General features: G+C 64.1%; 22 protein-coding genes, 1 tRNA gene, 1 pseudogene and 1 riboswitch. Of the genes and pseudogenes, 17 read left to right on the top strand and 7 right to left on the bottom strand.

The window, feature by feature from the left end; translation table 11 throughout:
- The first annotated feature begins 27 nt into the window (after positions 1 to 27).
- Genes ABIB00_RS02215 through ABIB00_RS02205 form a run of 3 tightly spaced genes read left to right on the top strand, consistent with a single transcriptional unit; the run spans position 28 to position 3,077 of the window.
- Positions 28 to 1,293 carry an OpgC domain-containing protein gene (locus ABIB00_RS02215; protein WP_354103222.1) on the top strand — a complete coding sequence of 422 codons (1,266 nt, stop codon included), beginning with the start codon at positions 28 to 30 and terminating at the stop codon, positions 1,291 to 1,293.
- On the top strand, positions 1,293 to 2,072 hold the full coding sequence (locus ABIB00_RS02210; RefSeq protein ID WP_354103221.1) for an SGNH/GDSL hydrolase family protein: 780 nt from the start codon (positions 1,293 to 1,295) through the stop codon (positions 2,070 to 2,072). Before ABIB00_RS02215 ends, ABIB00_RS02210 begins: the two co-directional genes overlap by 1 nt.
- 12 nt (positions 2,073 to 2,084) lie before the next feature.
- Positions 2,085 to 3,077: an SGNH/GDSL hydrolase family protein gene (locus ABIB00_RS02205; RefSeq protein WP_247338691.1), complete on the top strand. Its 993-nt coding sequence runs from the start codon at positions 2,085 to 2,087 to the stop codon at positions 3,075 to 3,077.
- A gap of 54 nt (positions 3,078 to 3,131) precedes the next feature.
- Here ABIB00_RS02205 and ABIB00_RS02200 read toward each other — a convergent pair whose 3' ends face one another.
- Positions 3,132 to 4,328 carry an O-succinylhomoserine sulfhydrylase gene (locus ABIB00_RS02200; protein ID WP_354103220.1) on the bottom strand — a complete coding sequence of 399 codons (1,197 nt, stop codon included), beginning with the start codon at positions 4,326 to 4,328 and terminating at the stop codon, positions 3,132 to 3,134.
- Positions 4,329 to 4,399: 71 nt separating this feature from the next.
- A riboswitch (SAM riboswitch) is annotated at positions 4,400 to 4,479 on the bottom strand.
- Between the two features lie 72 nt (positions 4,480 to 4,551).
- Here ABIB00_RS02200 and ABIB00_RS02195 point away from each other — a divergent pair.
- From ABIB00_RS02195 to ABIB00_RS02165, 7 genes and pseudogenes are all read left to right on the top strand, one after another.
- The gene (locus ABIB00_RS02195) at positions 4,552 to 5,697 is read left to right on the top strand and encodes a 2'-deoxycytidine 5'-triphosphate deaminase (protein WP_456651781.1); all 1,146 of its coding nucleotides are present in this window, start codon (positions 4,552 to 4,554) and stop codon (positions 5,695 to 5,697) included.
- Between the two features lie 27 nt (positions 5,698 to 5,724).
- Entirely contained in the window at positions 5,725 to 6,135 is a 411-nt protein-coding gene (locus ABIB00_RS02190) for a PAS domain-containing protein (protein ID WP_354103219.1), read from the top strand.
- Positions 6,136 to 6,274: 139 nt separating this feature from the next.
- Positions 6,275 to 7,327: a hypothetical protein gene (locus ABIB00_RS02185; RefSeq protein ID WP_354103218.1), complete on the top strand. Its 1,053-nt coding sequence runs from the start codon at positions 6,275 to 6,277 to the stop codon at positions 7,325 to 7,327.
- A gap of 165 nt (positions 7,328 to 7,492) precedes the next feature.
- Positions 7,493 to 8,926 (top strand): MATE family efflux transporter, encoded by a 1,434-nt coding sequence (locus tag ABIB00_RS02180; protein WP_354103217.1) that lies wholly within the window; start codon positions 7,493 to 7,495, stop codon positions 8,924 to 8,926.
- A gap of 286 nt (positions 8,927 to 9,212) precedes the next feature.
- Positions 9,213 to 9,764: a hypothetical protein gene (locus ABIB00_RS02175; protein ID WP_354103216.1), complete on the top strand. Its 552-nt coding sequence runs from the start codon at positions 9,213 to 9,215 to the stop codon at positions 9,762 to 9,764.
- A 3-nt stretch (positions 9,765 to 9,767) separates the two neighbouring features.
- Positions 9,768 to 10,418 carry a hypothetical protein gene (locus ABIB00_RS02170; RefSeq protein WP_354103215.1) on the top strand — a complete coding sequence of 217 codons (651 nt, stop codon included), beginning with the start codon at positions 9,768 to 9,770 and terminating at the stop codon, positions 10,416 to 10,418.
- A 628-nt stretch (positions 10,419 to 11,046) separates the two neighbouring features.
- A pseudogene (locus tag ABIB00_RS02165) lies at positions 11,047 to 11,319 on the top strand (MATE family efflux transporter); the annotation flags it as partial.
- On the opposite strand, the gene ABIB00_RS02160 reads toward ABIB00_RS02165, so the two are convergent.
- The 5 genes from ABIB00_RS02160 to ABIB00_RS02140 form a co-directional block, all read right to left on the bottom strand.
- A complete protein-coding gene (locus ABIB00_RS02160) occupies positions 11,316 to 11,774 on the bottom strand; it encodes a hypothetical protein (protein ID WP_354103214.1) in 459 nt (152 codons plus the stop codon). The pseudogene ABIB00_RS02165 and the gene ABIB00_RS02160 overlap by 4 nt on opposite strands.
- A 171-nt stretch (positions 11,775 to 11,945) precedes the next feature.
- Positions 11,946 to 12,338, bottom strand: a complete 393-nt coding sequence (locus tag ABIB00_RS02155) for an SRPBCC family protein (RefSeq protein WP_247338680.1) — start codon at positions 12,336 to 12,338, stop codon at positions 11,946 to 11,948.
- A 169-nt stretch (positions 12,339 to 12,507) separates the two neighbouring features.
- Positions 12,508 to 12,867 (bottom strand): VOC family protein, encoded by a 360-nt coding sequence (locus ABIB00_RS02150; RefSeq protein WP_247443532.1) that lies wholly within the window; start codon positions 12,865 to 12,867, stop codon positions 12,508 to 12,510.
- Between the two features lie 56 nt (positions 12,868 to 12,923).
- Positions 12,924 to 13,763 (bottom strand): helix-turn-helix transcriptional regulator, encoded by an 840-nt coding sequence (locus ABIB00_RS02145; protein ID WP_354103213.1) that lies wholly within the window; start codon positions 13,761 to 13,763, stop codon positions 12,924 to 12,926.
- 93 nt (positions 13,764 to 13,856) lie between these two features.
- Positions 13,857 to 14,435, bottom strand: a complete 579-nt coding sequence (locus ABIB00_RS02140; RefSeq protein WP_354103212.1) for a methylated-DNA--[protein]-cysteine S-methyltransferase — start codon at positions 14,433 to 14,435, stop codon at positions 13,857 to 13,859.
- Positions 14,436 to 14,611: 176 nt separating this feature from the next.
- On the opposite strand from ABIB00_RS02140, the gene ABIB00_RS02135 reads away from it, so the two are divergent.
- A tRNA-Gly gene (locus ABIB00_RS02135) sits at positions 14,612 to 14,685 on the top strand.
- A 489-nt stretch (positions 14,686 to 15,174) separates the two neighbouring features.
- Positions 15,175 to 15,642 (top strand): GNAT family N-acetyltransferase, encoded by a 468-nt coding sequence (locus ABIB00_RS02125; protein ID WP_354103405.1) that lies wholly within the window; start codon positions 15,175 to 15,177, stop codon positions 15,640 to 15,642.
- 1 nt (position 15,643) lies between these two features.
- Here ABIB00_RS02125 and ABIB00_RS02120 read toward each other — a convergent pair whose 3' ends face one another.
- Positions 15,644 to 16,171 (bottom strand): DUF1003 domain-containing protein, encoded by a 528-nt coding sequence (locus ABIB00_RS02120; RefSeq protein WP_354103210.1) that lies wholly within the window; start codon positions 16,169 to 16,171, stop codon positions 15,644 to 15,646.
- A 112-nt stretch (positions 16,172 to 16,283) separates the two neighbouring features.
- Here ABIB00_RS02120 and ABIB00_RS02115 point away from each other — a divergent pair, with 112 nt between their 5' ends.
- The 5 genes from ABIB00_RS02115 (at position 16,284) to ABIB00_RS02095 (ending at position 22,053) form a co-directional block, all read left to right on the top strand.
- Positions 16,284 to 17,342 carry a LacI family DNA-binding transcriptional regulator gene (locus tag ABIB00_RS02115; RefSeq protein WP_354103209.1) on the top strand — a complete coding sequence of 353 codons (1,059 nt, stop codon included), beginning with the start codon at positions 16,284 to 16,286 and terminating at the stop codon, positions 17,340 to 17,342.
- Between the two features lie 80 nt (positions 17,343 to 17,422).
- Complete coding sequence (gene xylB / locus ABIB00_RS02110) at positions 17,423 to 18,877, top strand: xylulokinase (protein WP_354103208.1); 1,455 nt, start codon at positions 17,423 to 17,425, stop codon at positions 18,875 to 18,877.
- On the top strand, positions 18,878 to 20,200 hold the full coding sequence (xylA, locus tag ABIB00_RS02105) for a xylose isomerase (protein ID WP_354103207.1): 1,323 nt from the start codon (positions 18,878 to 18,880) through the stop codon (positions 20,198 to 20,200).
- Between the two features lie 12 nt (positions 20,201 to 20,212).
- Entirely contained in the window at positions 20,213 to 20,971 is a 759-nt protein-coding gene (locus ABIB00_RS02100) for an ATP-binding cassette domain-containing protein (RefSeq protein ID WP_247448370.1), read from the top strand.
- Complete coding sequence (locus tag ABIB00_RS02095) at positions 20,971 to 22,053, top strand: ABC transporter permease (RefSeq protein ID WP_247448371.1); 1,083 nt, start codon at positions 20,971 to 20,973, stop codon at positions 22,051 to 22,053. Before ABIB00_RS02100 ends, ABIB00_RS02095 begins: the two co-directional genes overlap by 1 nt.
- Positions 22,054 to 22,056: the final 3 nt, after the last annotated feature.

The following is a 22,056-nucleotide window of genomic DNA, read 5'->3' as shown; positions in this document are numbered from 1 at the left end:
ATTTTGCGGAAGGGTTTTTAGGCCCCGATGACCATTGCCGACCAAGTAACGGGATCGACGGTCGCGGGAACCGCCAAGCCTCTGCAGGCCAACCCTGCAGGTGCCAGGCCGCGCACGGCCTCGCCGGCTATTTCGCTGCCGGCCATCGGCGAGCGCGAGCTCCGACTCGATCTGTTCCGCGGCCTCGCGCTGTGGCTGATTTTTATCGACCATTTGCCGCCGAGTCTTCTGACCTGGTTCACGATCCGCAATTACGGCTTCAGCGACGCCACCGAGATCTTCATCTTCATCTCAGGCTATACCGCCGCCTTCGTCTACGGCCGGGCGATGCTGGAGTCCGGCGTCGTCGTCGCCACCGCGCGCATCCTGCGGCGCGTCTGGCAGATCTATGTCGCCCACGTCTTCCTGTTCACGATCTTCCTTGCCGAAATCTCCTACGTCGCGACCAGGTTCGAGAACCCGCTCTACACCGAAGAGATGGGCATCATGGATTTCCTCAAGCAGCCCGACGTCACGATCGTGCAGGCGCTGCTGCTGCGCTTTCGTCCCGTCAACATGGACGTGCTGCCGCTCTACATCGTGCTGATGCTGGCGCTGCCGTTGATCCTGTGGCTGATGAAATGGCGCCCCGACGTGACGCTCGGCCTCTCGGTCCTGCTCTACGCGGTGACCTGGGAATACGACCTCTATCTGTCGGCCTATCCGAACGGCTTCTGGGCGTTCAATCCCTTCGCCTGGCAATTGCTGTTCGTGTTCGGTGCCTGGTGTGCGCTCGGGGGCGCGCGACGCATGTCGCGCATTCTGGCTTCGCGGGTGACGATGTGGATCTCGATCGCCTATCTGGCCGCGGCATTCTACGTGACGCTGACCTGGTATGTGCCGCAGCTGTCCCAATTCATGCCGAAGCTGCTCGAGCAGTGGATGTATCCGATCGACAAGGCCGATCTCGACGTGCTGCGCTTCACGCATTTCCTGGCGCTGGCCGCGATCACCGTGCGCGTCCTGCCGCGGGACTGGCCGGGCCTGAAATCGCGCTGGCTGCGGCCGCTGATCCTGTGCGGCTCGCATTCCCTGGAGATATTCTGTCTCGGCGTCTTCCTTGCCTTTGCCGGCCATTTCATCCTGGCCGAGGTCGCGGGCGGCCCAGCCCTGCATGCGCTGATTAGTCTCTCGGGAATCCTGATCATGTGGGCCATGGCCTGGGTGATTTCGTGGTACAAGCGCGTGGCTGACAAAAGCGGTTCGAAAACCAAAAGCGCCGTCGGCAGCGCCGATATGGCGGGAGGGGGCTGATGAAGGCGAAGGTTTTCCTGAGCCTGATCCTGCTGTGCGGTGGTCTCGCCGCGCCTCAGGCGCGCGCGGGCGATGCTGCGCCTGCTGCTTCGGCCGCGCCTCCAGCCTGCGAATTGCCGTCCTATCTGCTCACCAGCGAAAGCCAGCTTCCCAAGGTCGCCGATGCCGTCAAGGCCGGCAAGCCGCTCGAAATCCTGGTGATCGGCAGCCGCTCGACCACGATTCCAGCCTCCGAGGACGCCTCCTATCCGGCGCGGATGCAGGCCATCCTGAAGGACAAGCTGCCGCCGTCCGAGACCGTGCACGTCTCCGTAGAAATACAGAGCAAGAAGACGGCAGAGGAAGCGGCCGCCAGCTTCGTTAAGCTGATGGAAGCAAAAACGCCTACTTTGGTCATCTGGCAGACCGGGACTGTCGATGCTATCCGAGCCATCGATCCCGATGATTTTCGTGGCGCGGTAACCGAAGGGGTTGCTGCGCTGCAAAAGGCAGGGGCTGACGTCGTCTTGATGAATTTGCAGTACAGCCCGCGCACCGAAACCATGATCTCGGTGCCACCATACCTCGACAATATGCGGGTGGTGGCGCAGGAGCACGATATCCCGCTGTTCGATCGTTTCGCGATCATGCGGCAGTGGAATGATCAGGGGCAGTTCGACCTGTTCAGCCCGTCGCGCGGGCTTGAGCTGGCGAAACAGGTCCATGATTGCCTTGGCCGGGCGTTGGCACAGTTCGTCATCGACGCTGCCCATCTGGAGCCGGCCCAGCAGCAAAATTGAGGTCTAGCGTTAATGAGTTCTCTCCGCCCTTTTTGCCTGACGGCATGGCTGGCTGCGCCCGCTGCGGCGGCGTTGCTGTTGCTAACGCCTGTATCGCAGTCGCGCGCGCAGGAGCCGGCCGCGCAGGCAACGCCGGCCCCGCAGCAATCGGCTAATCCCGCTTCCGCTTCACCGTCCCAGACCACCGTCGCCGCGACGTCCCCCGACCAGCGCGGCATCACGGCGCGCGCCATCGACAAGGTGAAGCAGGTCGCGAAATCCGCCGGCGACATCTTCAGCCGCGTCCCCTGCCTGTCGCCGAAGGGCGGCGCGAAGGCGATGGGCACGCTGCCGCATGTCGCGGGCAAGCTCGTCGCCGGCCAGCCCGTCGTCATCGTCGCGTTCGGCTCGTCGTCGACCGCAGGATTCGGCGCGAGCTCGCCGGAGTTCAACTATCCCAATCGCCTTGCCGCGCAGCTGCACCGGCATTATCCGACCGCCGACATCACGGTCGTCAATGCCGGCGTCGGCGGCGAGGACGCGCCCGAGATGATGAAGCGGCTCCAGAAGGCGGTGATCGACGTGCATCCGGATCTGGTGATCTGGCAGGTCGGCACCAATGCCGTGCTGCGCAATCTCGATCCCGGCGAGACCGCGAAGATGGTCGAGGACGGCATCGGCCGCATCCAGGCCGCCGGCGATGCCGACGTCGTGCTGGTCGATCCGCAATATTCGCCCGCCGTCAACCAGCGCGCGGAGAGCGCCGGCAAGATGGTGAAGCTGCTCGGCAAGGTCGCCGAGCTCCGTCACGTCGGCATCTTCCCGCGCTTCGAGGTGATGCGCGACTGGCACGAAAAGCAATCGCTTCCGGTCGAGAGTTTTGTGATCGCCGACGGCCTGCACATGAACGATTGGGGCTACGCCTGCTTCGCCCAGCTCCTCGGCGACGACATCATCCGTTCCGTCGGCCAGATCAAGCTCGGTGTGAACGTGCCGGCGGACGTGCGGACGTACCGGCCGATGTAATTGTCGTCCCGGCCTAGTGCGCAATTGCGCACGGGGGCCGGGACGACCAGCACCTCACGCCTTCTCCAGCGCCGCGGTCAGATCTTCGATCAGATCATCCGGATGCTCGAGCCCCGCCGAGAAGCGGATAAAACCCTCGCTGATGCCGAGGGCGGCACGATCCTCCGGCTTCAGGCGCTGATGCGTCGTCGTGGCGGGATGCGTGACGAGGCTCTTGGCGTCGCCGAGATTGTTCGAGATCTTCGCCAGCTTGAGCTCGTTGAGCACGCGGAACGCACCCTGCTTGCCGCCCTTGACCTCGAAGCCGACCAGCGTCGAGCCGCCGCGCATCTGCTTCTTCACCAGCGCCGCCTGCGGATGATCGGCGCGGCCGGGAAACACCAGCCGCGAAATCTTCGGATGGCTCGCCAGCACGTCCGCGATGCGCGCCGCCGTCTCGGTCTGCGCGCGCACGCGCACGCCCAGCGTCTCCAGGCCCTTGAGCAGGACCCAGGCGTTGAACGGCGAGATCGACGGCCCGGTCTGGCGCATGAAATTGTGGATGTGCTCGGCGATGAACGCTTCCGAGGACAGGATGATGCCGCCGAGACAGCGGCCCTGGCCGTCGATGTGCTTGGTCGCGGAATAGACCACGACGTCGGCGCCGAGCGCGAGCGGGCTCTGCCAGATCGGCGTGGCGAACACGTTGTCGACGACGAGCCGCGCGCCGCCCTTGTGCGCGATCTCGGCAATCCCGGGAATGTCGAGCACGTCGAGCGTCGGATTGGTCGGGCTCTCCAGGAAGAACGTCTTGGTGTTCGGCTTCACCGCGCGCTGCCACTGGTCGAGATCGAGCCCATCGACCAGCGTCGTCTCGATGCCATAGCGCGGCAGCAAATCCTGCACGACGTAGAGACACGAGCCGAACAGCGCGCGCGAGGCCACCACGTGATCGCCGGCCTTGAGCGGCGCCAGGATCGCGGTCGTCACCGCGGCCATGCCGGTCGCGGCCGACCGCGCCGCTTCGGCGCCTTCGAGCTCGATCATGCGCCGCTCGAACATCTGGATGGTCGGATTGGAGTAGCGTGAATAGATGAAGCCGGGGTCCTCGCCCTTGAACCGCGCCTCGCACTCCTCGGCGCTGTTGTAGACGTAGCCCTGGGTCAGGAACAGCGACTCCGACGTCTCGCCATATTGCGAGCGCAGGGTACCGGAATGGACCAGACAGGTTTCGGGACGGTATTGTGCGGTTGGCGCCGGGGACTTCGACATAGGACCTCCTCTGCGTGACCATCGAAAATGGTCACAAAAAAACCGGCCTGGAATATCTCCACGGGCCGGGATCACAGAGGTCCCCGGCCTGTTTAGCGACTTGTTTAACGTGGCTGCAAGCCGGCCGGCTCAAATCACCACGGGATAAGTCATGCTCATATTCCGCAATGCCCTTTCCGTCAAGACGTCCATCGGATAGCCGTAAAACGCTAGTATTTCCCGCATGTCGGGATGCATTTGCCCCCCTGATGAGGACCCTCGGTTGACGTTCACGGTTGCCGCCGACGCCAATGGTATCCTGCCCGACCGCATGATCGCGGCGATGGCGGAGGGCGGTCTCATCCTGCCCGCATACGACTTCGTCGAAAGCCAGATCCAGCCGGCAAGCCTCGACCTTCGCCTCGGCGACATCGCCTATCGCGTCCGCGCCAGCTTCCTGCCCGGCCCCGGCGCCACCGTCGCCGAGCGCATCGACGAGTTGAAGCTGCACGAGTTCAGCCTTGCCGACGGCGCGGTGCTGGAGACCAACTGCGTCTACATTGTGCCGCTGCTCGAAAGCCTCGCGCTGCCGCCGGAAATCGTCGCGGCCGCCAACCCGAAGAGCTCGACCGGCCGGCTCGACGTTTTCACCCGCGTGATCGCCGACGGCACCCGCCGCTTCGACATGATCGGCGCCGGCTACCACGGTCCGCTCTATGCCGAGATCAGCCCGAAGACGTTCCCGGTGCTGGTCAGCGAGGGCTCGCGCTTGTCGCAAGTACGCTTCCGCACCGGCGATGCCATCCTCAACATCGACGAGCTCGAGGCGCTGCACGCGACCGAGCGTCTCGTCGACGTCGACGATGCCGATCTCACCGGCGGCGTCGCGGTGTCTGTCGATCTCTCCGGCGAAAAGAGCGGCGGCTTTGTCGGCTACCGCGCCAAGCGCCACACCGGCGTCATCGACGTCGATCGCCGCGCCGGCTACGCGGTTGACGATTTCTGGGAGCCGATCGCGGCGCGTCCCGACGGCAATTTGATCCTCGATCCCGGCGAGTTCTACATCCTCGCGTCGAAAGAGGCCGTGCAGGTGCCGCCCGATTACGCCGCAGAGATGGTGCCGTTCGATCCGCTCGTCGGCGAGTTCCGCGTGCATTACGCCGGATTTTTCGATCCCGGCTTCGGCTATGCCGGTGCGGGCGGGCTGGGATCGCGCGCCGTGCTCGAGGTCCGCTCGCGCGAAGTGCCTTTCATCCTCGAGCACGGCCAGATCGTGGGCCGGCTCGTCTACGAGAAGATGCTGGCCCGCCCCGACGCCATGTACGGTCAGCGCATCGGCTCGAACTACCAGGCACAGGGCCTGAAGCTGAGCAAGCACTTTCGGGTGTAGTGATCATCCGGGCCACAAGGTGTTGACATGACCAATTCATCCCAACTGGACGCACATATTGTCAACGACGTCGCCGACGCGCTGATCTATTCCGATCCGTCGGGCACGATCACGCGCTGGAATCGTGCATCGGCCGCGCTGTTCGGCTTCGCCGCCGACGAGGCGCTGGGCCAGAATCTCGACCTGATCATTCCCGAACATCTGCGCGCCGCGCATTGGAAGGGCTTCGAGGCCGCGTTTGCCAGCGGCGCGATGAAGCTTGCGGGCAAGCCGACACTGACCCGCGCGCTGCACAAGAGCGGCCGCAAGCTCTACATCGAGATGACTTTCGCGCTGGTGCGGGACGCCGGCGGCGCGGTGCAGGGATCGGTCGCCATGGCGCGCGACGTGACCGAGCGCGTCGAGCGCGAGCGCGCCGCCAAGGCTGGGCAGAATTAAGGCTGGGCAAAATTAAGCCCGCTCAAAATTCGTGATGCGGAATTGGCGGGCCGCCGTGCAGGGCGCCCTGCGTGCGGTTCAGGTTGTCCGTCACCCAATGCAGTGACACACTCGATCAAAATAACGATCGGGAGCGAACATGACCGCCGCATCAGACCCCGCGCAGGAAGCTCAATGGAAACGCTGGCGCGCGGTTGCCGATCTCTATCACGCCTACTTCACCGGCCTGATCCTCACCGTCGTCACGCGTCGCGGCACGGCGGATGCGGCGGAGTTCGTCTTCCGCGTGTTCCGCCGCCAGCAGCAGGAGCGCTTCCTGCCGGGGCTGGAAAAGCTCGGGCTGAGCCATCTGCCGCCCGCCGTCGCCGCTGCGCAATATCACTACCTCTCGAACTGGATCGGCGGCGTGCACGTCGAATACATGTATGAGAGCGACACCAAGGCCTGGATCCGCTATCCGCCGCCGCGCTGGATCTGGAAGGGCACCGCGATCTGCGGCGTGCCGGGCGAAGTTTCGCGCGCGATGCTGCGCGGCTGGCACGCCAACAACGGTGTCGCGCTCGGTGATCTCCGCCTGGGCTTCGTCTGCACCAAGCAGAGCGTCGATGGCCAGGATGGGCTCGAAGGCTATTACCATCAATACGACCAACCGCTCGAGCTCGACCAGCGGCTCGTATTCGCGCGGCATCTCGAAGCGCCATTGTTCGATGCGAAGTCCGCGCCGGCTCTTCCTGTCGCGAGTTGGCCAAAGCCGCGGCTCGAAAAAGCCTACCGCAACTATGCGATGGAATATGTGCGCACCGCCGCGCCCGTGATGGTGCAGCTGTTCGGTCCGGAGGATGCCGGCTATCTCCTGCATCTCGCGGGTAAGCTGATAGGGATGCAATATTTCGATGAGGTCGCTGCGGCGCTGTCGATGGGCCGTGGCGGGGCGAGCGAATTCGCGACGTTCCTCAACGCGCTGTTTGCCGCGCAGGGCGATGCGGCCGAGGTAACGCCATCCGAAGGCACCTTCGAAATCCGTCAGCAGAGCTGGAAGTTGATGGACGACGTCACCGACTGTCACCCCGCCTGCGCCAAGGTGCTGGAGGGATTGTTCGAGGGCCTCGCTGCAGGATGCGGGCGGCACATCGGCGTTCACCTGCGCGCGCCCGCAGGCGGCCGCCCGCCGTTGCTCTGGCGCATCGGGTAATTCCACCATGAAACGCGACGCCGCAGGGCACGCCTGCATCTGACGCAGGAGGAATCGCTGCGTGGTGTGCTAACAAGCCGCTCGTTGCGCCCTGAGCGCGAATAAATTTATTGGCACACCTACTCATTGCTGCGCCGCAAATGGCGCTCGTGCCCCGGAGAGGACATGTCCGACATCGCCGAAATCCCGGTCGATGAACAAGAGCGTCCGCTGCCGCCGTCTCCACGCCCCGTGAAGAGCGCGCTGTTGGATGGCCCGATTCTGCGCACGCTGCTCGGGCTGGCCTGGCCCAACGTGGTCGCGCTCTCCGCCGGCACCTGCACCGTGATTGCAGAGACCTCCTATATCGGACGTCTCGGTGTGGAAGCGCTTGCCGCGATGGCGCTGGTGTTTCCGACCGTGATCCTGACCATGACGATGTCGGGCGGCGCGATGGGCGGCGCGGTGGCCTCCGCCATCGCGCGTGCGCTCGGCGCCGGCGATCGCGAGCGCGCCGGCACGCTCGCCGCGCATGCGCTGCTGATCGGCATCAGCTTCGGCCTCGTCTTCATGCTGGGCATGCTGATCTTCGGGCCGCGCGTTCTGGAAATGCTCGGCGGCCGCGGCGATGTGCTGACACATGCGATTGCCTACACCCAGGTGTTTTTCGGGGGCGCCGTGCTGCCCTGGCTGCTCAACACCATGGCGGGCGTCCTGCGCGGCACCGGCAACATGAAGCTGCCGTCGCTGTTGATCCTCAATTCCGCGGTCTGGCAGATATTGCTCGGCGGCACGCTCGGCCTCGGCCTCGGCCCCGTGCCACAGCTCGGCATGCGCGGCGTCGCGGCCGGCGCGCTGATCGCCTATTCCATGAACATCTGCGTGATGGGCTGGTACCTGTTTTCCGGCCGCGCCCGCGTTACGCCGAAGCTGCGCGGCCTGCGCATTCAGTGGGTAATGTTCTTCGACATCCTCAAAGTCGGCGCCATTGCCTGCTTCTCGCCGCTGCAATCGGTGCTGACGATCTCGATCTTCACCCACATGCTGGCGAAATTCGGCACCGCGATTCTCGCCGGCTACGGCATCGGTGCGCGGCTGGAATTTTTGCTGACCTCAATCGCGTTCGCGTTCGGCATCGCCTCGGTGCCGATGATCGGCATGGCGGTCGGCGCCGGCCGCATCGCCCGCGCCCGGCGCATCGCCTGGATCGCAGGCGCGAGCGCCTTCGTCGCCGTCGGCGCACCTGCTTGCCTTGTCGCGCTCTTCCCTGATCTCTGGGTCAATATTTTCACGGACAGCGAGATCGTGCGCGCCACCAGCCATCAATATTTGTCGACGGTGGCGCCGTTCTACGCGTTCATTGGCCTCGCGAGTGTATTATACTTTGCATCGCAGGGAGCCGCTAAAGTACTGGGCCCTGTGCTGGCACAGACCGTGCGGCTCGTTTTTATCGCGGCGGGCGGCTGGTGGTTATCCATCCATGCCACCACCGCCCAAAGTTTCTTCTGGCTTGCCGCAAGTTCCATGGTCGTTCTGGCCAGCTTCTCCTTGGCGAGCGTCGTTTTGACTCGTTGGGGGCCAAACTATGCGTTTGAACGTTCGCCCGCCATTGTGGTTTGAGCAACCTGATGCTGGATGAGTAATGAAGGCCGACCAAGGCTGAAGGGACGTTAGGCGGGCAGTCAACATAGACAATTTTATATTGCGTCGATGCTGCTTGCTACCTTGGCGGCCTGAACAAATGTGCGGTATACGTGGCAAAATGGCTTGTTCTAGAGGGGCCGCATCCCCAAACGCTCACACACAGCGGCGGCTATTCGCGGCATCGGGCGGATACTGTCAAAATCCAGCGTGCTCGCGAGAGCTCTTTATCGAGTATCCAGAAGAGCAAATACACGTCGCTGAAATGGCGCATGTGTTCGCCGCAAACGATGATGGTCCTAGGGCGAATGCAAGCCTAAGCAAAGCGGAGCGAGGAGCATTTGACAACCTCATCCTTCTTTGCTCGTTGTGCCACACGATCATCGACAAGGCGCTACAAGAATATCCTGACGATCTTATTCTCCGGTGGAAGCGAAGTCATGCTGAAAGGCTGCGCGCACTCTTTGGGGTGACGCGGTTTAACAGTCGAGGCGAAGCGCTCGCTGCGATACAACCGCTGCTCCGGGAAAATCGGCAAATCTTCGAGGACTATGGACCTCATATCAATGCCGCAAAAAATCCGGAGAGTGGGGCGGCGGAGAGATGGAAGCGCAAGGTTCTGGAGAAGATAATTCCGAACAATCGCAGAGTGCTAGCTCAGCTCGATGCCAACAGGCACCTCTTAGGTGCGGGTGAAGACGTTACTGTAGAAAAATTTCGCCAGCATATTGATGATCTCGAGGCTCGTCATATCGAGGATTGCAGAGACGGCGCGGCTCAATTTCCCGCAGAAATGGCGACTGTATTGAAGGATTGATTCGTGAGTGGGGATGAACGCATAGCGAGTTGGATCGCCAGTAAGAGCGACGAGAATTTTAGCGCGGTACCGATTGGTTCGGGTTTTCTCTCTGTTATGAGGAAAGGGGGCGCGAAATTTACAGCCGTAGCCATTGGCGTTGCAGACGTAGTAACTCTAGCTCACGTCGAGCCGCTATTTCTGCGTCCAGACCGGCAACCCGAGTTTGTTGTGAATGTGCCGTCAAAGGCCATATGGACGGGTTCAGCAGTTGACTTTATTCATGGTGCGCCTGCTGCCTTTGGTACGTTTGGCGAGTTGATGCGCGGGTCCCGCGATGAACCGGTGAGTTCATATCGAAACAAAGAATACAGCTTCTTCGAGCGTGCATTCAATCAGCACACTGCAGTTCGCGAGGTAGCTAGAGTATACGATAAGGTCTTCACACTCAGTCGCTTCGGAGCGATGCCGGACGTCACGGTGGTACTCGTTGATGCTTACGACATGTCGGCCGAGGACGTGCGAAATGCGCGTGATTTGTACGGTCATTTCGATGCTGCGTTGAAGATGAGTAGCTATGGTGCAGTCACTTCGGCAGCCGTACAAGCGGCAGAGGCAATGGGTGCTGAAGCATTCAAATTCGGTGAATTTTTGGGAAGGCTCAACAAGCGATGAGTATGAGCGATTTGGTATCCGCTATAAAAGAAATCGCTGTTAGGACCAATGCTCAGGTAGGCGACGCGAGCTGGTATCTCTTTGGCTCTGCATTGGAGCGGTTTTCAAGCGCCGAAGATGTTGATTTGCTGGTGGTGTGCGCGACGGATGAAATGGCAGACGCAATTCGCCGATGTACAGACGTGGACCAGCTCACGCGGCCGATACACCTATCCATCCTTACCGACGCAGAGGAAGCTGAGGTGAGGTTCGTTGGTCGGCAGGGTTGTGCCAAGGTAGCTTAATCAGTCTAGTTCGAGCCAGATCAAGTCGAAATCCAAGGGGCAACGCAGCTGGATAAGTGGGATAAGTCAGTTTTTTGACTCGCCCGCAGCGCGCCAGCGCCCGAAAATTAAAAATTGGCGTGCAGAGATTCGCATCCTCATGAGAAAATCGGGCTCACTCGCCAAAGCTCGCCCGGCTCCTCATGTGTCCCTAACCCCTGTGGGCTTGGCTCGCGATCGGCGAAGCCTTGCCATACTGCGTAACAGGAAGGCAGATAGTTCAACAATGTGTGGCGGCTTTCCGGCATGAATTGAAGCTCGCCAGCGGCCCAAGCTCACAAATTTGGTTGTACACTTTGGACGTGATCGGGCTGGCCTTGACGATATATTTCTCGTCGCAGGGGGCTGCGAAAGTGATCGGCCCGGTGCTGGCGCAGACCGCGCGGCTGATCTACATCGCGGCGGTCGGCTGGTGGCTGTCGACGCACGATGCCACCGCGCAGAACTTCTTCTGGCTGGCCGCCAGCTCGATGGTCGTGCTCGGCCTGCTCTCGTGCTCCAGCGTGGTGCTGACCCGCTGGGGACCGCGCGAGAGCAAGGCTGCGATCAGGCGCGCTCTTTCGGCCGCGGCGGACTAGCGATGTCTGTGGCGGCGATGGCCGCCACCGCCGCCGACATTGGCGAGCCGCATCAGTTGCGGGATCATCGCCATCATGTCGCCGCCGCCAGCGCCACCGAGCATGCCCATGATATCGCCGCCGCCAATGCCGCCCATTCCGGTTGGCATGGTGCCGCCGTAATTGGGCGCACCGAAACCGCCGCCGAGATTACCGGCGTTGAGGCCGCTAAACCCGCCGCCGCCATTCTCCATCATGCGGCTCATCATCGGGCCCATGGTCTGCATCATCATGGCGAAGCGGCGCTTGCCCATCTTCGCCTTCATCATCTCCAGCATCGGCGCCATCCGGGTCATCATGTCCTCGCCGCCGGCAACTCCGCCGCCGAGGAATTGCGCCTTCGCGGGGGCGCTCGAAATCGACAACACCAGCAGCACGGCGGCCGCCTGGCAGATCACCTTGTCCGCACCTCTCATGGCCTGCTCCTCGCGTGCGTGGCGCCGCCGGGAGAGCGGAGCCAACCGGACGCACGCCGCCATGGTTACGGCGGACGAGGGCTGGGTCTGTGAAAAAGATCACGCAGCTGCGGGCATGATCCGGAAAAGTGTGCAGCGGTTTTCCGAAAGGATCATGCTCAAATAAGTAAACTAAGCCGGAAACGCCTTGTGGATGGCGATCACGGCATCCCCGGTTTGGCCCTGTACGTAAGCTGCAAGCTCGTTCGGCAGCATGTCGATGATCCAGACCAGGCGGCATCTCGCATCGCCCTCGGCAATCACTTGCACCGAGGCGCTGTAATGCTTCAGCCGCTCGCTGTTGATGGCGTAGACCAGCCGTTGCCGCGCATCGTCGCAATCGACCAGCACTTCGCGCGCGACCGAGCCATTGGCAAAGGTGACGACGCGCGCGTCGCCGTCGATCGTGCAGGCGGTGACGAAGCCCGGCGCCAGCCGCTGATGCAGCGCGCCGAAATCGCGCACCGCGTCCCAGACGTCGTGCGCCGAGGCGGGGAGGGGAATGTCATTGTGGATGGAGGCCATGAAAGTGTCCTTGACTATGTTAGGCGTTCGCCACAAACACCGTCATTGCGAGCGGCTTGTCCGCCGAAGCTCGCAGAGCGAAGGCGGAAGCGAAGCAATCCAGAAATGCTTCCGCGACTACGGTCTGGATTGCTTCGTCGCAAGAGCTCCTCGCAACGACGGAGAGAACTCACGTGCAAACCGCCTCGACATTGTTGCCATCGGGATCGATCAAAAATGCCGCGTAGTAAGTCGGGCTGTAATCCTTGCGCGGGCCGGCGCCGCCATTGTCGCGGCCGCCGCTCTTCAGGCCTTCGCCGTGGAACGCCTTGACCGCGTCATGATCTCCGGCGCGAAACGCGATATGCGCGCCATCGGCTTTCCGTCCCTTGTTCAGGTGCAGCCACAGCGCCGGCTCGCCTTTCGGCCCGAAGCCGGCATAACCGTCGCCGCTCGAACACAGGACATAACCGAGCGGCGCCAGCACCGCGGTGTAGAAGCGCGTGGCGGCGTCGAGGTCGGCAACGCGCAACCCGATGTGATCGTACATGGTCGTCTCCATTTCCAAAGCGCGCCGCAACTGGCGCGCGCCGGAGACGAACCTAGTCAGTTGAGGGCGAGCTGCTCTTGGAGAATCTTGCGCTTCCCCCTCGAAGCCTGACGGAACTTCGTCGGCGACACGCCGGCGGCGCGGCGGAAAGTGCGGACGAAGTTGGAGAGATCGCCGAAGCCGACGTCATAGGCGATGTCGGTGACCGCGATGTCGTCGTCAGCGAGCAGCCGCGCAGCATGCCGCAGCCTTGAGCGCACCAGATATTGATGGGGGGTGACGCCGAGCACGCTCGAAAACAGCCGCAGGAAATGGAACGGGCTGAGACCTGCCTGCCGCGCGGCCTGTTCGAGGTCGACCTCGGCATGCGAGTTGGCGTCGATCCACAGCGCGGCTTCCACGGCGCGGCGGCGGTCGCGCGCAGTGGGCGTTGTCGGCTTGCGCGCCTTGCCCGAGACGACGTCAATGAAGCGGCCGGCGAGGATTTGACCGACCTCGTCGAGACCGAGATCGCTGTTGCCATCTGCCGCCGTCTGGGCGAGCTCGCCCAGCACCATCAGCTCGGGCAGCGGCGGCGTCGCGCCGACCTGCCAGATGTCGCGACGTCCCCCGAGGGCGTCGACCAGATCCTCGCCCAGGAAAAAGGACAGGCAGACGTCGCCGGAGACATGCTCATGCGTGCAGGTGTATTCCTCGCCCGGTGCGCCGACCAGCATCGAGCCCGCCACCAGCTCGAAGAAGCCGGCGCGGCAGTGGCAGCCGAAGCTGCCCGCGCGGACATAGGCGATGGAATGGCCGGTGCGGCACTCCGCAAACGACGCGTCGTCCGGTCCCGCATCGCAGCGAAACTCGGAGACCGTCATCGAGGGCGTCGTCAGCAGCGTGGTCGCATCCATCCCGCCTATCTAGGCATGATCCGGAAAAGTGTTAGCGGTTTTTCGACAGGATCATGACCAAAAACAAAGCTAAGGTGCGATCAAAATCGCGCCTTAGCTGGGCGCACGGGGCGGGGCAACGGGCAGCAGCACCTCGAATAGCGTCTTGCTGGCGACCGGATGAGCACCCTCGAGCGACAGCAGCCGCCGCTTGGAGATCACCCCGCCATAGGGCGAGAGCCGGTCGGTGTAATTGCCCGCCTCCAGCACCCGGTGGCAGGGCACGATCAGCATGTAGGGATTTTTCGCGATCGCCTGCGCCACCGAATGCGCGGCGCCGGAGACGCCCAGCGCCTTGGCGATCTCGTGATAGGTGCGCGTCTCCCCGCGCGGAATCGTGCAGGCGAACTCGTAGACCCGCCGGTTGAAGTCGGGCACGCCGCCCGCATCCAGGCTGACCTCGGAAAAATCAGGATCGTTGCCTTGCAGCAAGCCCACCATGCCCTCGATCGCAAGCTCGGCGTTCGCGGACGGCCGCTGTTCGCGCGCCTCGGGATGGACCTGGAAAATCCGGCGGCGGGTGTCGATCTCCCGCGCCTCCGGCAATTGCACAGCGACCACGCCGGTGCTGCTCCAGATAATGGCGCAGCGCCCTATGGTCGTGTCGAATATCGCGTAGCCACGCCCCACCATGCACACGCCCCACTCAGTGCACGTCTCTCCCCAGACAGGCGATCATAACACCGCCACAATCCGGCGCACCCAAAATCTTACCGAGACGTTAACAAGCGTCCGGCCGGGCGCGCCAAAGCGCTTGGCGGGAAGCGCCGTCTCGGCTAATCAGAGCGGGCGTCGGTTACCGCGCGTCCGCGGGCGTAGTTCAATGGTAGAACGGCAGCTTCCCAAGCTGCATACGAGGGTTCGATTCCCTTCGCCCGCTCCAGGCTTCTCCGATTGAGATTTTCCTTCCGATCGACCTGACAGGCGCAAGCGCACATCGCGCAGTGCGTGAGTTTCCAATATATTAGCCCATCGTGACCGGCACCCGCTGCTCTCTCGGCTAAGCTTCTCTCGCCTGGTGGCTTGCGGTCACCGCGCCGGGGCATGTTCGGATGAAAGCCAGGACCCACAAAAAATGGACCAGCAAAAGCGCGATCGCGCGATCGGTCGTCGCTTGAAGACGCTTCGGACGCAGGCCGGCATGACGCTGAATGAACTCGCGGCGCGCTCCGGCGTCAGCCAGCCATCGACCTGCCGGCCGGCACGCGGGTGCCGTACAGCCCGTGGGGCCGCAATGCCTTCACCCAGCAGCTCCTGATGCTGGAGGGCGCGATCGCCGTGCACATCGCTACGTCATCATCACGCGCCGCGGCGCTTCCTACGGGAAGATGTAAGTGCTGATGCGATATGAAATCCTGGAGTGAACCTGACAATGCAGATCCGCACCGGCGACACCTTTGATCCGCGCGTCATCGCGCTGCTCGATCATCACGTCACCGCCGCGCGGGCGCAGACCGCGCCGGGCAGCGCCCATGCGCTCGATCTCTTCGGGCTCCGCGCGTCCGACGTCGCGTTCTGGACCGGCTGGGACGGCGAGACGCTGGCCGCCGTCGGTGCGCTGAAGACGCTCTCGGCCGAGCATGGCGAGGTGAAGTCGATGCACACGCTCCAGACCACGCGCCGGCGCGGCTTTGGCGGTGAGATGCTTCGCCACATCATCACGAAAGCCCGCGCGCGCGGCATGGCGCGGCTCAGCCTCGAGACCGGCTCGTGGGACTATTTCAAGCCGGCGCTCGCGCTCTACCGGGCGCATGGCTTTGTCCTCTGCGGCCCGTTCCAGGGCTATGTCGAGGATCCCAACAGCCTGTTCCTGACCCTGGATCTGTCGGCGGGCCGATAGCTCAGGAGCGTGTCTCCTCGATCCTGTCGAGCACGCGCTCGGGGGCGATGTCCCGGCTTGCCTCCTCCAGATCGCGCTTCGAGTCGGGCTGGACATCGAGCCGCTCGGCGATTTGCGTGAGGAGGCGGGCGACCTTGGTCAACTCGTGCTCGGCGAGCAGGCTGATCTGGAGATCGAGATCGGCGCGCTTGTCCGCTACTGCGCTCATGCGGTTCTGCGAGATCAGCACGAATGTCGACAGGAAGATCGCCTCGACCGAAGCAATCATTGCCAGCATCACGAAGCTCTCGTCCCAGGCCGGGATCCCCGGCAGCCAATGCAGATTGGCGATGATCCAGAAGCCGAACACCGCGAGATGCAGGTAGACGAAAATCATGCTGCCGGTGAAGGCCGTGATGGCGTCGGCAAGCTTTTCCTGCCCCCTGGCCGCGCGCCGCTCCCGGAGGCGGCGCTCGACCAACGCCTGGATGTTGCGCTCGAGCGTCGGGCTCAATCCCTCGCCGGGATCATGGGTGATGTCGTTATGCACGCGGCGGCAACGGCCGACCGAAGAGGCCGTTCCTAGCAACAGCGACTGAAAAATGCCTGCTGCCCCTCAAAATGAGTTGCGTACCTCAAAAAACCTCTGCTAGCCTTCAGCCATGGCCGAGACACTCACCACGACCGCGCTGACGCTGAAGGACATCGCCCGCCAGGCGGGCGTCAGCCTCGCGACGGTCGACCGCGTTCTGCACAATCGTCCGGGTGTGCGGCCGGATACGGTCCGGCGCGTCAAGGAAGCGATTGAGCGCAACGCCTTTCAGCCGCATGTCGCCGCGGCCGAGCTCGCCCGCGGCCGCGCCCGCCGTTTCGCCTTCGTGATTCCGTCGGGACCGAACCCGTTCATGCAGCAGATCGAGGCCTATCTCGGCGAGATGTCGGCCTGGCTCTCATCCCGGCGGCTGAGCGTCGAGATGGTCGCAACCGACGTGTTCGATCCGTCGGTGCTCGCTGCTTCGCTGGAAGGGCTCTCGGACGATTATGATGGCATCGCCGTGGTGGCGCTGGATCATCCCGGCGTCCGCGCCGCGATCGACGATCTCGTTGATGCCGGGACCAAGGTCGTGACGCTGGTCTCGGACGTGCCGTCGTCGCGCCGCCACCATTATATCGGCATCGACAACATCGCCGCGGGGCGCACCGCCGGCGCGCTGGTCGGGCGGCTGGTCGGACAAAGGTCGGGCAAGGTCGCGATCATCGCGGGATCGCAGGGCCTGCGCGACCATGCCGAGCGCATTTTTGGCTTCATCCAGGTGATGGCGTCGGAATTCCCCGGGCTCAGCGTGCTGCCGGTATTGGAAGGGCGCGACGAGGACGCGCGTTCGGAACAGGTCTTGGCGCGACTGTTGGGCAGGCATGCTGACATTGTCGGCCTTTATAACGTCGGCGCCGGCACGCAGGGCGTGGCCAACGCGTTGAGCGAGAAGGCGCTGAGCGATGCCGGTCGCGACAGGCAGGTGGTATTCGTCGGACACGACGTCACCGCGCTGACGCGCCGGCTGCTGCTGCAAGGCGTGATGGATGCCGCGATCTCGCAAAACCCCGGACACGAAGCGCGCGCCGCCGTGCGCGTGCTGCTCGCGCTCGCCCGTGGTGAGCCGATCTTGCGCGAACAGGAGAAGATCAGGATCGACATCGTGATGCGGGACAATCTGCCTTAGCGGCAAGTGGATTCAAAACGACCCGTTGTGGCAAGGCGACTCTGAGCTCGCGCACCGCAACAGACGACAGGGAGGATGGCGTGGATCTCGGAATCGACATCGGCACATCCGGTGTGAAAGCGGTGCTCGTGAGCGAAGCCGGCGCGGTTCTCGCGACGGCGGCGCGCGAGCTGGCGCTGTCGCATCCCGCGCCGCTGTGGTCCGAGCAGGATCCCGATGCCTGGGTCGATGCGGCGATCGGCGCGGTCGACGACCTTGCCGCCCGCCATCCGCGTGAGGTCGCGCAGGTGCGCGGCATCGGGCTATCCGGCCAGATGCACGGCGCGACGCTGCTGGATGAGGATGGACGGCCGTTGCGTCCCGCGATCCTCTGGAACGATGGCCGCTCGCACGCCGAATGCGTCGCGCTGGAGCGTCGCTGCCCGTCGCTGCACACGATATCAGGCAATCTTGCCATGCCCGGCTTCACCGCGCCGAAGCTGCTCTGGGTCGCCAGGCACGAGCCGAAAATCTTCGCGCGGATCGCAAAGGTGCTGCTGCCGAAGGCCTATGTGCGCTATCGCCTGACCGGCGAGATGGTCGAGGACATGTCGGACGCGGCTGGCACGCTGTGGCTCGACGTCGGTCTGCGCCGCTGGTCGGCCCTGCTGCTGCATGCCACGGGGCTCGATCTGCACCACATGCCGCGCCTCGTCGAAGGCAGCGAGGTCAGCGCGGTGCTCGCGCCGGACTACGCGCAACGCTGGGGCATGGCTCGGGATGTCGCGGTGGCCGGAGGAGCCGGCGACAACGCCGCGAGCGCGATCGGGCTCGGCGCAATCGCGCCGGGCGATGCGTTTCTGTCTCTGGGAACCTCAGGTGTGGTGTTCCGCGTTACCGATCGGTTCGCGCCGGCGCCGGCCTCGGCGGTGCATGCGTTCTGTCATGCGCTGCCCGGCCGCTGGCATCAGATGGGCGTGATGCTGTCGGCTGCGGCGTCGCTGGCCTGGCTCGCGGGCGTGATGGAGACGCCTGCGCCTGCGCTGCTGGCGCCGCTCGGCGAGCGCGTCGATGGACCGAGCCCGGTCAAATTCCTGCCCTATCTCGACGGCGAGCGCACGCCGCACAACGATGCCGCCGTCAGCGGCGCCTTCGTCGGCCTGCGCGGTGCGACCGGCCGCTCCCAGATCGTTCAGGCCGTGCTCGAAGGCGTCGCCTTCGCCGCGCGCGACAATCTGGCGGCGCTGAGCGCGGCGAGCGGGCCGCTTTCCGAGGTCGATCTCGTCGGCGGCGGCTCGCGCTCGCCGTTGTGGGCGCAGATCTGCGCCGATGTGCTCGGCATTCCCGTCCACCGCGTCGAAGAAGGCGAGGTCGGCGCGGCGCTCGGCGCCTCCCGGCTCGGCCGGCTCGCCGCCACCGGCGAAGATGCTGCTGCGGTTTGCACCCGTCCGCGGCGGCTTGCGAGCTTTACGCCTCGCGCATCCGTCAGCGCAGCCTATGACGAGGCCTATCGCCGCTGGCGCGAGCTTTATCCTGCGTTGAAGGAGTGTGCCTGAGTGAACGCGTCAGTGAAATTCTTCGATGCAAGCGCGCCTGTCGCCTTCGCCGGCAAGGATGCGGGAAACACGCCCGCCTTCCGCTGGTACGACAAGGACCGTCTCGTCCATGGCCGCAGGATGGAGGACCATCTGCGCTTTGCGGTCTGCTACTGGCACTCGTTGTGCTGGCCGGGCGGCGATCCCTTTGGCGGCGAGACGTTCCTGCGGCCCTGGCACCAGGGCACCGATGCGATGGCGCAGGCGCGCGCCAAGGCCGACGTCGCTTTCGAGCTGTTCCGCCTGCTCGACGTGCCCTTTTTCACCTTCCACGACGTCGATGCGGCGCCGGAAGGCGCTTCGCTCGGCGAGTCCGTCGCCAACCTCAATGCGATCGCCGACCTGTTCGAAGCGAAGATGGCCTCAAGCAAAGTGCGCCTGCTCTGGGGCACCGCCAATTTGTTCACGCATCGCCGCTACATGGCGGGCGCGGCGACCAATCCGGACCCGGAGATATTCAGCTATGCCGCCGGCCAGGTCCGCGCCGCGCTGGAGGTGACGCACCGGCTCGGCGGCCAGAACTACGTGCTGTGGGGCGGGCGCGAGGGCTATGAGACGCTGCTCAACACCGACCTCAAGCGTGAGCTCGACCAGCTCGGCCGCTTCGTTTCCCTCGTCGTCGAGCACAAGCACAAGATCGGTTTCAAGGGCCCGATCCTGATCGAGCCGAAGCCGAAGGAGCCGACCAAGCATCAATATGATTTCGACGTCGCCACCTGCTACGGCTTCCTCGCGCGCTACGATTTGCTGAAGGACGTCAAGCTCAACATCGAGCAGAACCACGCGATCCTCGCCGGCCACTCCTTCCATCACGAGGTTGCGCTTGCCGAGGCGTTGGATGTGTTCGGCTCGCTCGACATCAACCGTGGCGACGATTTGCTCGGCTGGGACACTGACCAGTTCGCGATGAACGTGCCGGAGCTCGCTTTGGTGTTCCACGAGCTGCTGAACCGTGGCGGCTTCACCTCGGGGGGCCTGAATTTCGACGCCAAGATCCGCCGCCAGTCGATCGACCCTGATGATTTGATCCATGCCCATGTCGGCTCGATGGATGCCTGCGCGCGCGCCCTCCTCGCTGCCGCGGACATGCTCGACGCCGGCGCCCTCACTGCGCCGCTTGCGAAACGCTACGAGGGATGGGCCGGGCCCGAGGGCCGCGCCATTCTTGGCGGCCAGCGCTCGCTCGCCGAACTTGCCGACCGCGCGCTCGGCCCGGGCTTCGACCCGCAGCCGCGCTCGGGCCGGCAGGAATATCTGGAATCCCTGGTCAACCGCTACGTCTGAGGAAGGCCGCTGATGACAAATACTGAAGCGACACCGGTCCTCGAACTGACCGGCATCGGCAAGGAGTTCGGCGCAATCCGCGCGCTTCACAGCGTCGACCTGCAGGTCCTCCCCGGCGAGGTCGTCGGCCTGATGGGCGACAACGGTGCGGGCAAGTCGACGCTGGTCAAGATCATCGCCGGAAATTTCCGCCCCAGCCACGGCGAAATCCGCTTCGCCGGCAGCGCGGTTCATTTCAACCGGCCCGTCGATGCCCGCGGTGTCGGCATCGAGGTCGTCTACCAGGACCTTGCGCTCGCCGACAATCTGACGGCTGCCGCCAACGTCTTCCTCGGCCGCGAGCTGAAGCGCAGGTTCGGCCCGCTCGCGTTGCTCGATCACAAGGCGATGGCGGCGCGTGCGCTGGAGCTGTTCGGCGAACTGCGCTCTGAAACGCGCCCCGACGATCTCGTCAAGCAGATGTCGGGCGGACAGCGCCAGGCGGTTGCGATCGCGCGGACGCGGCTCTCCAACGCCAGGCTGGTGATGATGGACGAGCCTACGGCCGCGATCTCGGTCCGCCAGGTCGAGCAGGTGCTCGGCCTGATCCACCGGCTGAAGGAACAGGGCGTTGCCGTGATGCTGATCTCGCACCGCATGCCCGACGTGTTCGCGGTGTGCGATCGCGTCGTCGTCATGCGCCGTGGCGAGAAGCGGGCCGACAAGCCGATCCACCAGACCTCCCCCGAGGAGGTCACCGCCCTGATCACCGGCGCGAAGGAGGCGGCGTGATGGCCATGCCCTTGGAATCCCCGATCAGCTTCACCAATGTCGGCCGGATCAGATGGTGGCAGCGCGGCATCTTTGCCTCCCAGACCGGCTATGTCCTGCTGGCGCTGGCGGTGCTGCTGGTGGTCATGCATTTCGCCAGCCCGTATTTCTTTACCGAAGGCAACATCCAGAACGTGGCGAAGAACTTTTCCTTCATCGCCATCGCCACCCTGGGCGTCACCTTCGTGATCATCACCGGCGGCATCGATCTGTCGGTCGGCTCGATGATGTGCTTCTCCGCCATGGTCACCTCGATGGTGATGACTGAGCTGTCGTCACCCGGCTCGGCCGCAGGCTCCCTGTTCGTCCACATGGCGGCCGACGGCAAGACCGTGCTGGCCAATGTTCCCGGCCTGATCCTGCTGCTCTCGATCCTCGCCGGCCTCGGCGTCGCGCTGCTCGCCGGCCTCGTCAACGGCTTCTGTATCGCCGTGCTCGGGCTGTCGCCCTTCGTCACCACGCTGGGCATGCTCTCGATCGTGCGCGGGCTCGGCTATGTCGTCTCCAACGGCCGCGGCAGCTTTCCTGGTGGACCGGATGCCGATTATTTCTACGCGCTCACCTCGGGCGACGTGCTCGGCGTGCCCGTGCCTTTCATCTATCTCGTGGTCCTCGCGCTGGCGATGGCTGTGGTGCTGCACCATACGGGCTTCGGCCGCCACGTGTTCGCGCTCGGCGGCAACGAGAAGGCGGCCGAACTCACCGGCATCCCGGTCGTGCGGGTGAAGATCGAGGTCTATGTGACCTGCGCGCTCGCCGCGGGCCTCCAGGGCATCATCATCTCCGGCTGGCTTGGGTCGGCGCCGGCCAACATGGCGACATCCTACGAGCTCAACGTGATCGCCGCGGCCGTCATTGGCGGTGCCAATCTCGCCGGCGGCATCGGCGGTCCGTTAGGGGCCATCGTCGGCTGCGTGCTGCTCGAGGTGATCCGCAACGGCCTCGTGCTCGCCCAGGTGAGCTCCTACTGGCAGCAGACGCTGGTGGGCGTGATCATCATCCTGGCCGTGCTGGTCGACCGCATCCGTTCGCGGATGATCTGAAAT

The organism is Bradyrhizobium sp. LB14.3, assembly GCF_040547985.1.
In the GTDB taxonomy this organism is placed as follows: domain Bacteria; phylum Pseudomonadota; class Alphaproteobacteria; order Rhizobiales; family Xanthobacteraceae; genus Bradyrhizobium.
This window is presented reverse-complemented; position numbering and strand designations above follow the sequence as displayed.

What these genes read in the sequence shown, in the direction of transcription:
- ABIB00_RS02095 (WP_247448371.1), top strand. Translation starts at nt 20,971, where the DNA reads ATGGCCATGCCCTTGGAATCCCCGATCAGCTTCACCAATGTCGGCCGG.
- ABIB00_RS02155 (WP_247338680.1), bottom strand. Translation starts at nt 12,338, where the DNA reads ATGGCCTCCATCCACAATGACATTCCCCTCCCCGCCTCGGCGCACGAC.
- ABIB00_RS02125 (WP_354103405.1), top strand. Translation starts at nt 15,175, where the DNA reads ATGCAGATCCGCACCGGCGACACCTTTGATCCGCGCGTCATCGCGCTG.
- ABIB00_RS02185 (WP_354103218.1), top strand. Translation starts at nt 6,275, where the DNA reads ATGACCGCCGCATCAGACCCCGCGCAGGAAGCTCAATGGAAACGCTGG.
- ABIB00_RS02175 (WP_354103216.1), top strand. Translation starts at nt 9,213, where the DNA reads ATGGCGCATGTGTTCGCCGCAAACGATGATGGTCCTAGGGCGAATGCA.
- ABIB00_RS02195 (WP_456651781.1), top strand. Translation starts at nt 4,552, where the DNA reads ATGTCGGGATGCATTTGCCCCCCTGATGAGGACCCTCGGTTGACGTTC.
- ABIB00_RS02215 (WP_354103222.1), top strand. Translation starts at nt 28, where the DNA reads ATGACCATTGCCGACCAAGTAACGGGATCGACGGTCGCGGGAACCGCC.
- ABIB00_RS02145 (WP_354103213.1), bottom strand. Translation starts at nt 13,763, where the DNA reads ATGGATGCGACCACGCTGCTGACGACGCCCTCGATGACGGTCTCCGAG.
- ABIB00_RS02150 (WP_247443532.1), bottom strand. Translation starts at nt 12,867, where the DNA reads ATGTACGATCACATCGGGTTGCGCGTTGCCGACCTCGACGCCGCCACG.
- ABIB00_RS02100 (WP_247448370.1), top strand. Translation starts at nt 20,213, where the DNA reads ATGACAAATACTGAAGCGACACCGGTCCTCGAACTGACCGGCATCGGC.
- ABIB00_RS02200 (WP_354103220.1), bottom strand. Translation starts at nt 4,328, where the DNA reads ATGTCGAAGTCCCCGGCGCCAACCGCACAATACCGTCCCGAAACCTGT.
- ABIB00_RS02160 (WP_354103214.1), bottom strand. Translation starts at nt 11,774, where the DNA reads ATGAGAGGTGCGGACAAGGTGATCTGCCAGGCGGCCGCCGTGCTGCTG.
- ABIB00_RS02205 (WP_247338691.1), top strand. Translation starts at nt 2,085, where the DNA reads ATGAGTTCTCTCCGCCCTTTTTGCCTGACGGCATGGCTGGCTGCGCCC.
- ABIB00_RS02180 (WP_354103217.1), top strand. Translation starts at nt 7,493, where the DNA reads ATGTCCGACATCGCCGAAATCCCGGTCGATGAACAAGAGCGTCCGCTG.
- ABIB00_RS02210 (WP_354103221.1), top strand. Translation starts at nt 1,293, where the DNA reads ATGAAGGCGAAGGTTTTCCTGAGCCTGATCCTGCTGTGCGGTGGTCTC.
- ABIB00_RS02115 (WP_354103209.1), top strand. Translation starts at nt 16,284, where the DNA reads ATGGCCGAGACACTCACCACGACCGCGCTGACGCTGAAGGACATCGCC.
- ABIB00_RS02190 (WP_354103219.1), top strand. Translation starts at nt 5,725, where the DNA reads ATGACCAATTCATCCCAACTGGACGCACATATTGTCAACGACGTCGCC.
- ABIB00_RS02140 (WP_354103212.1), bottom strand. Translation starts at nt 14,435, where the DNA reads ATGGTGGGGCGTGGCTACGCGATATTCGACACGACCATAGGGCGCTGC.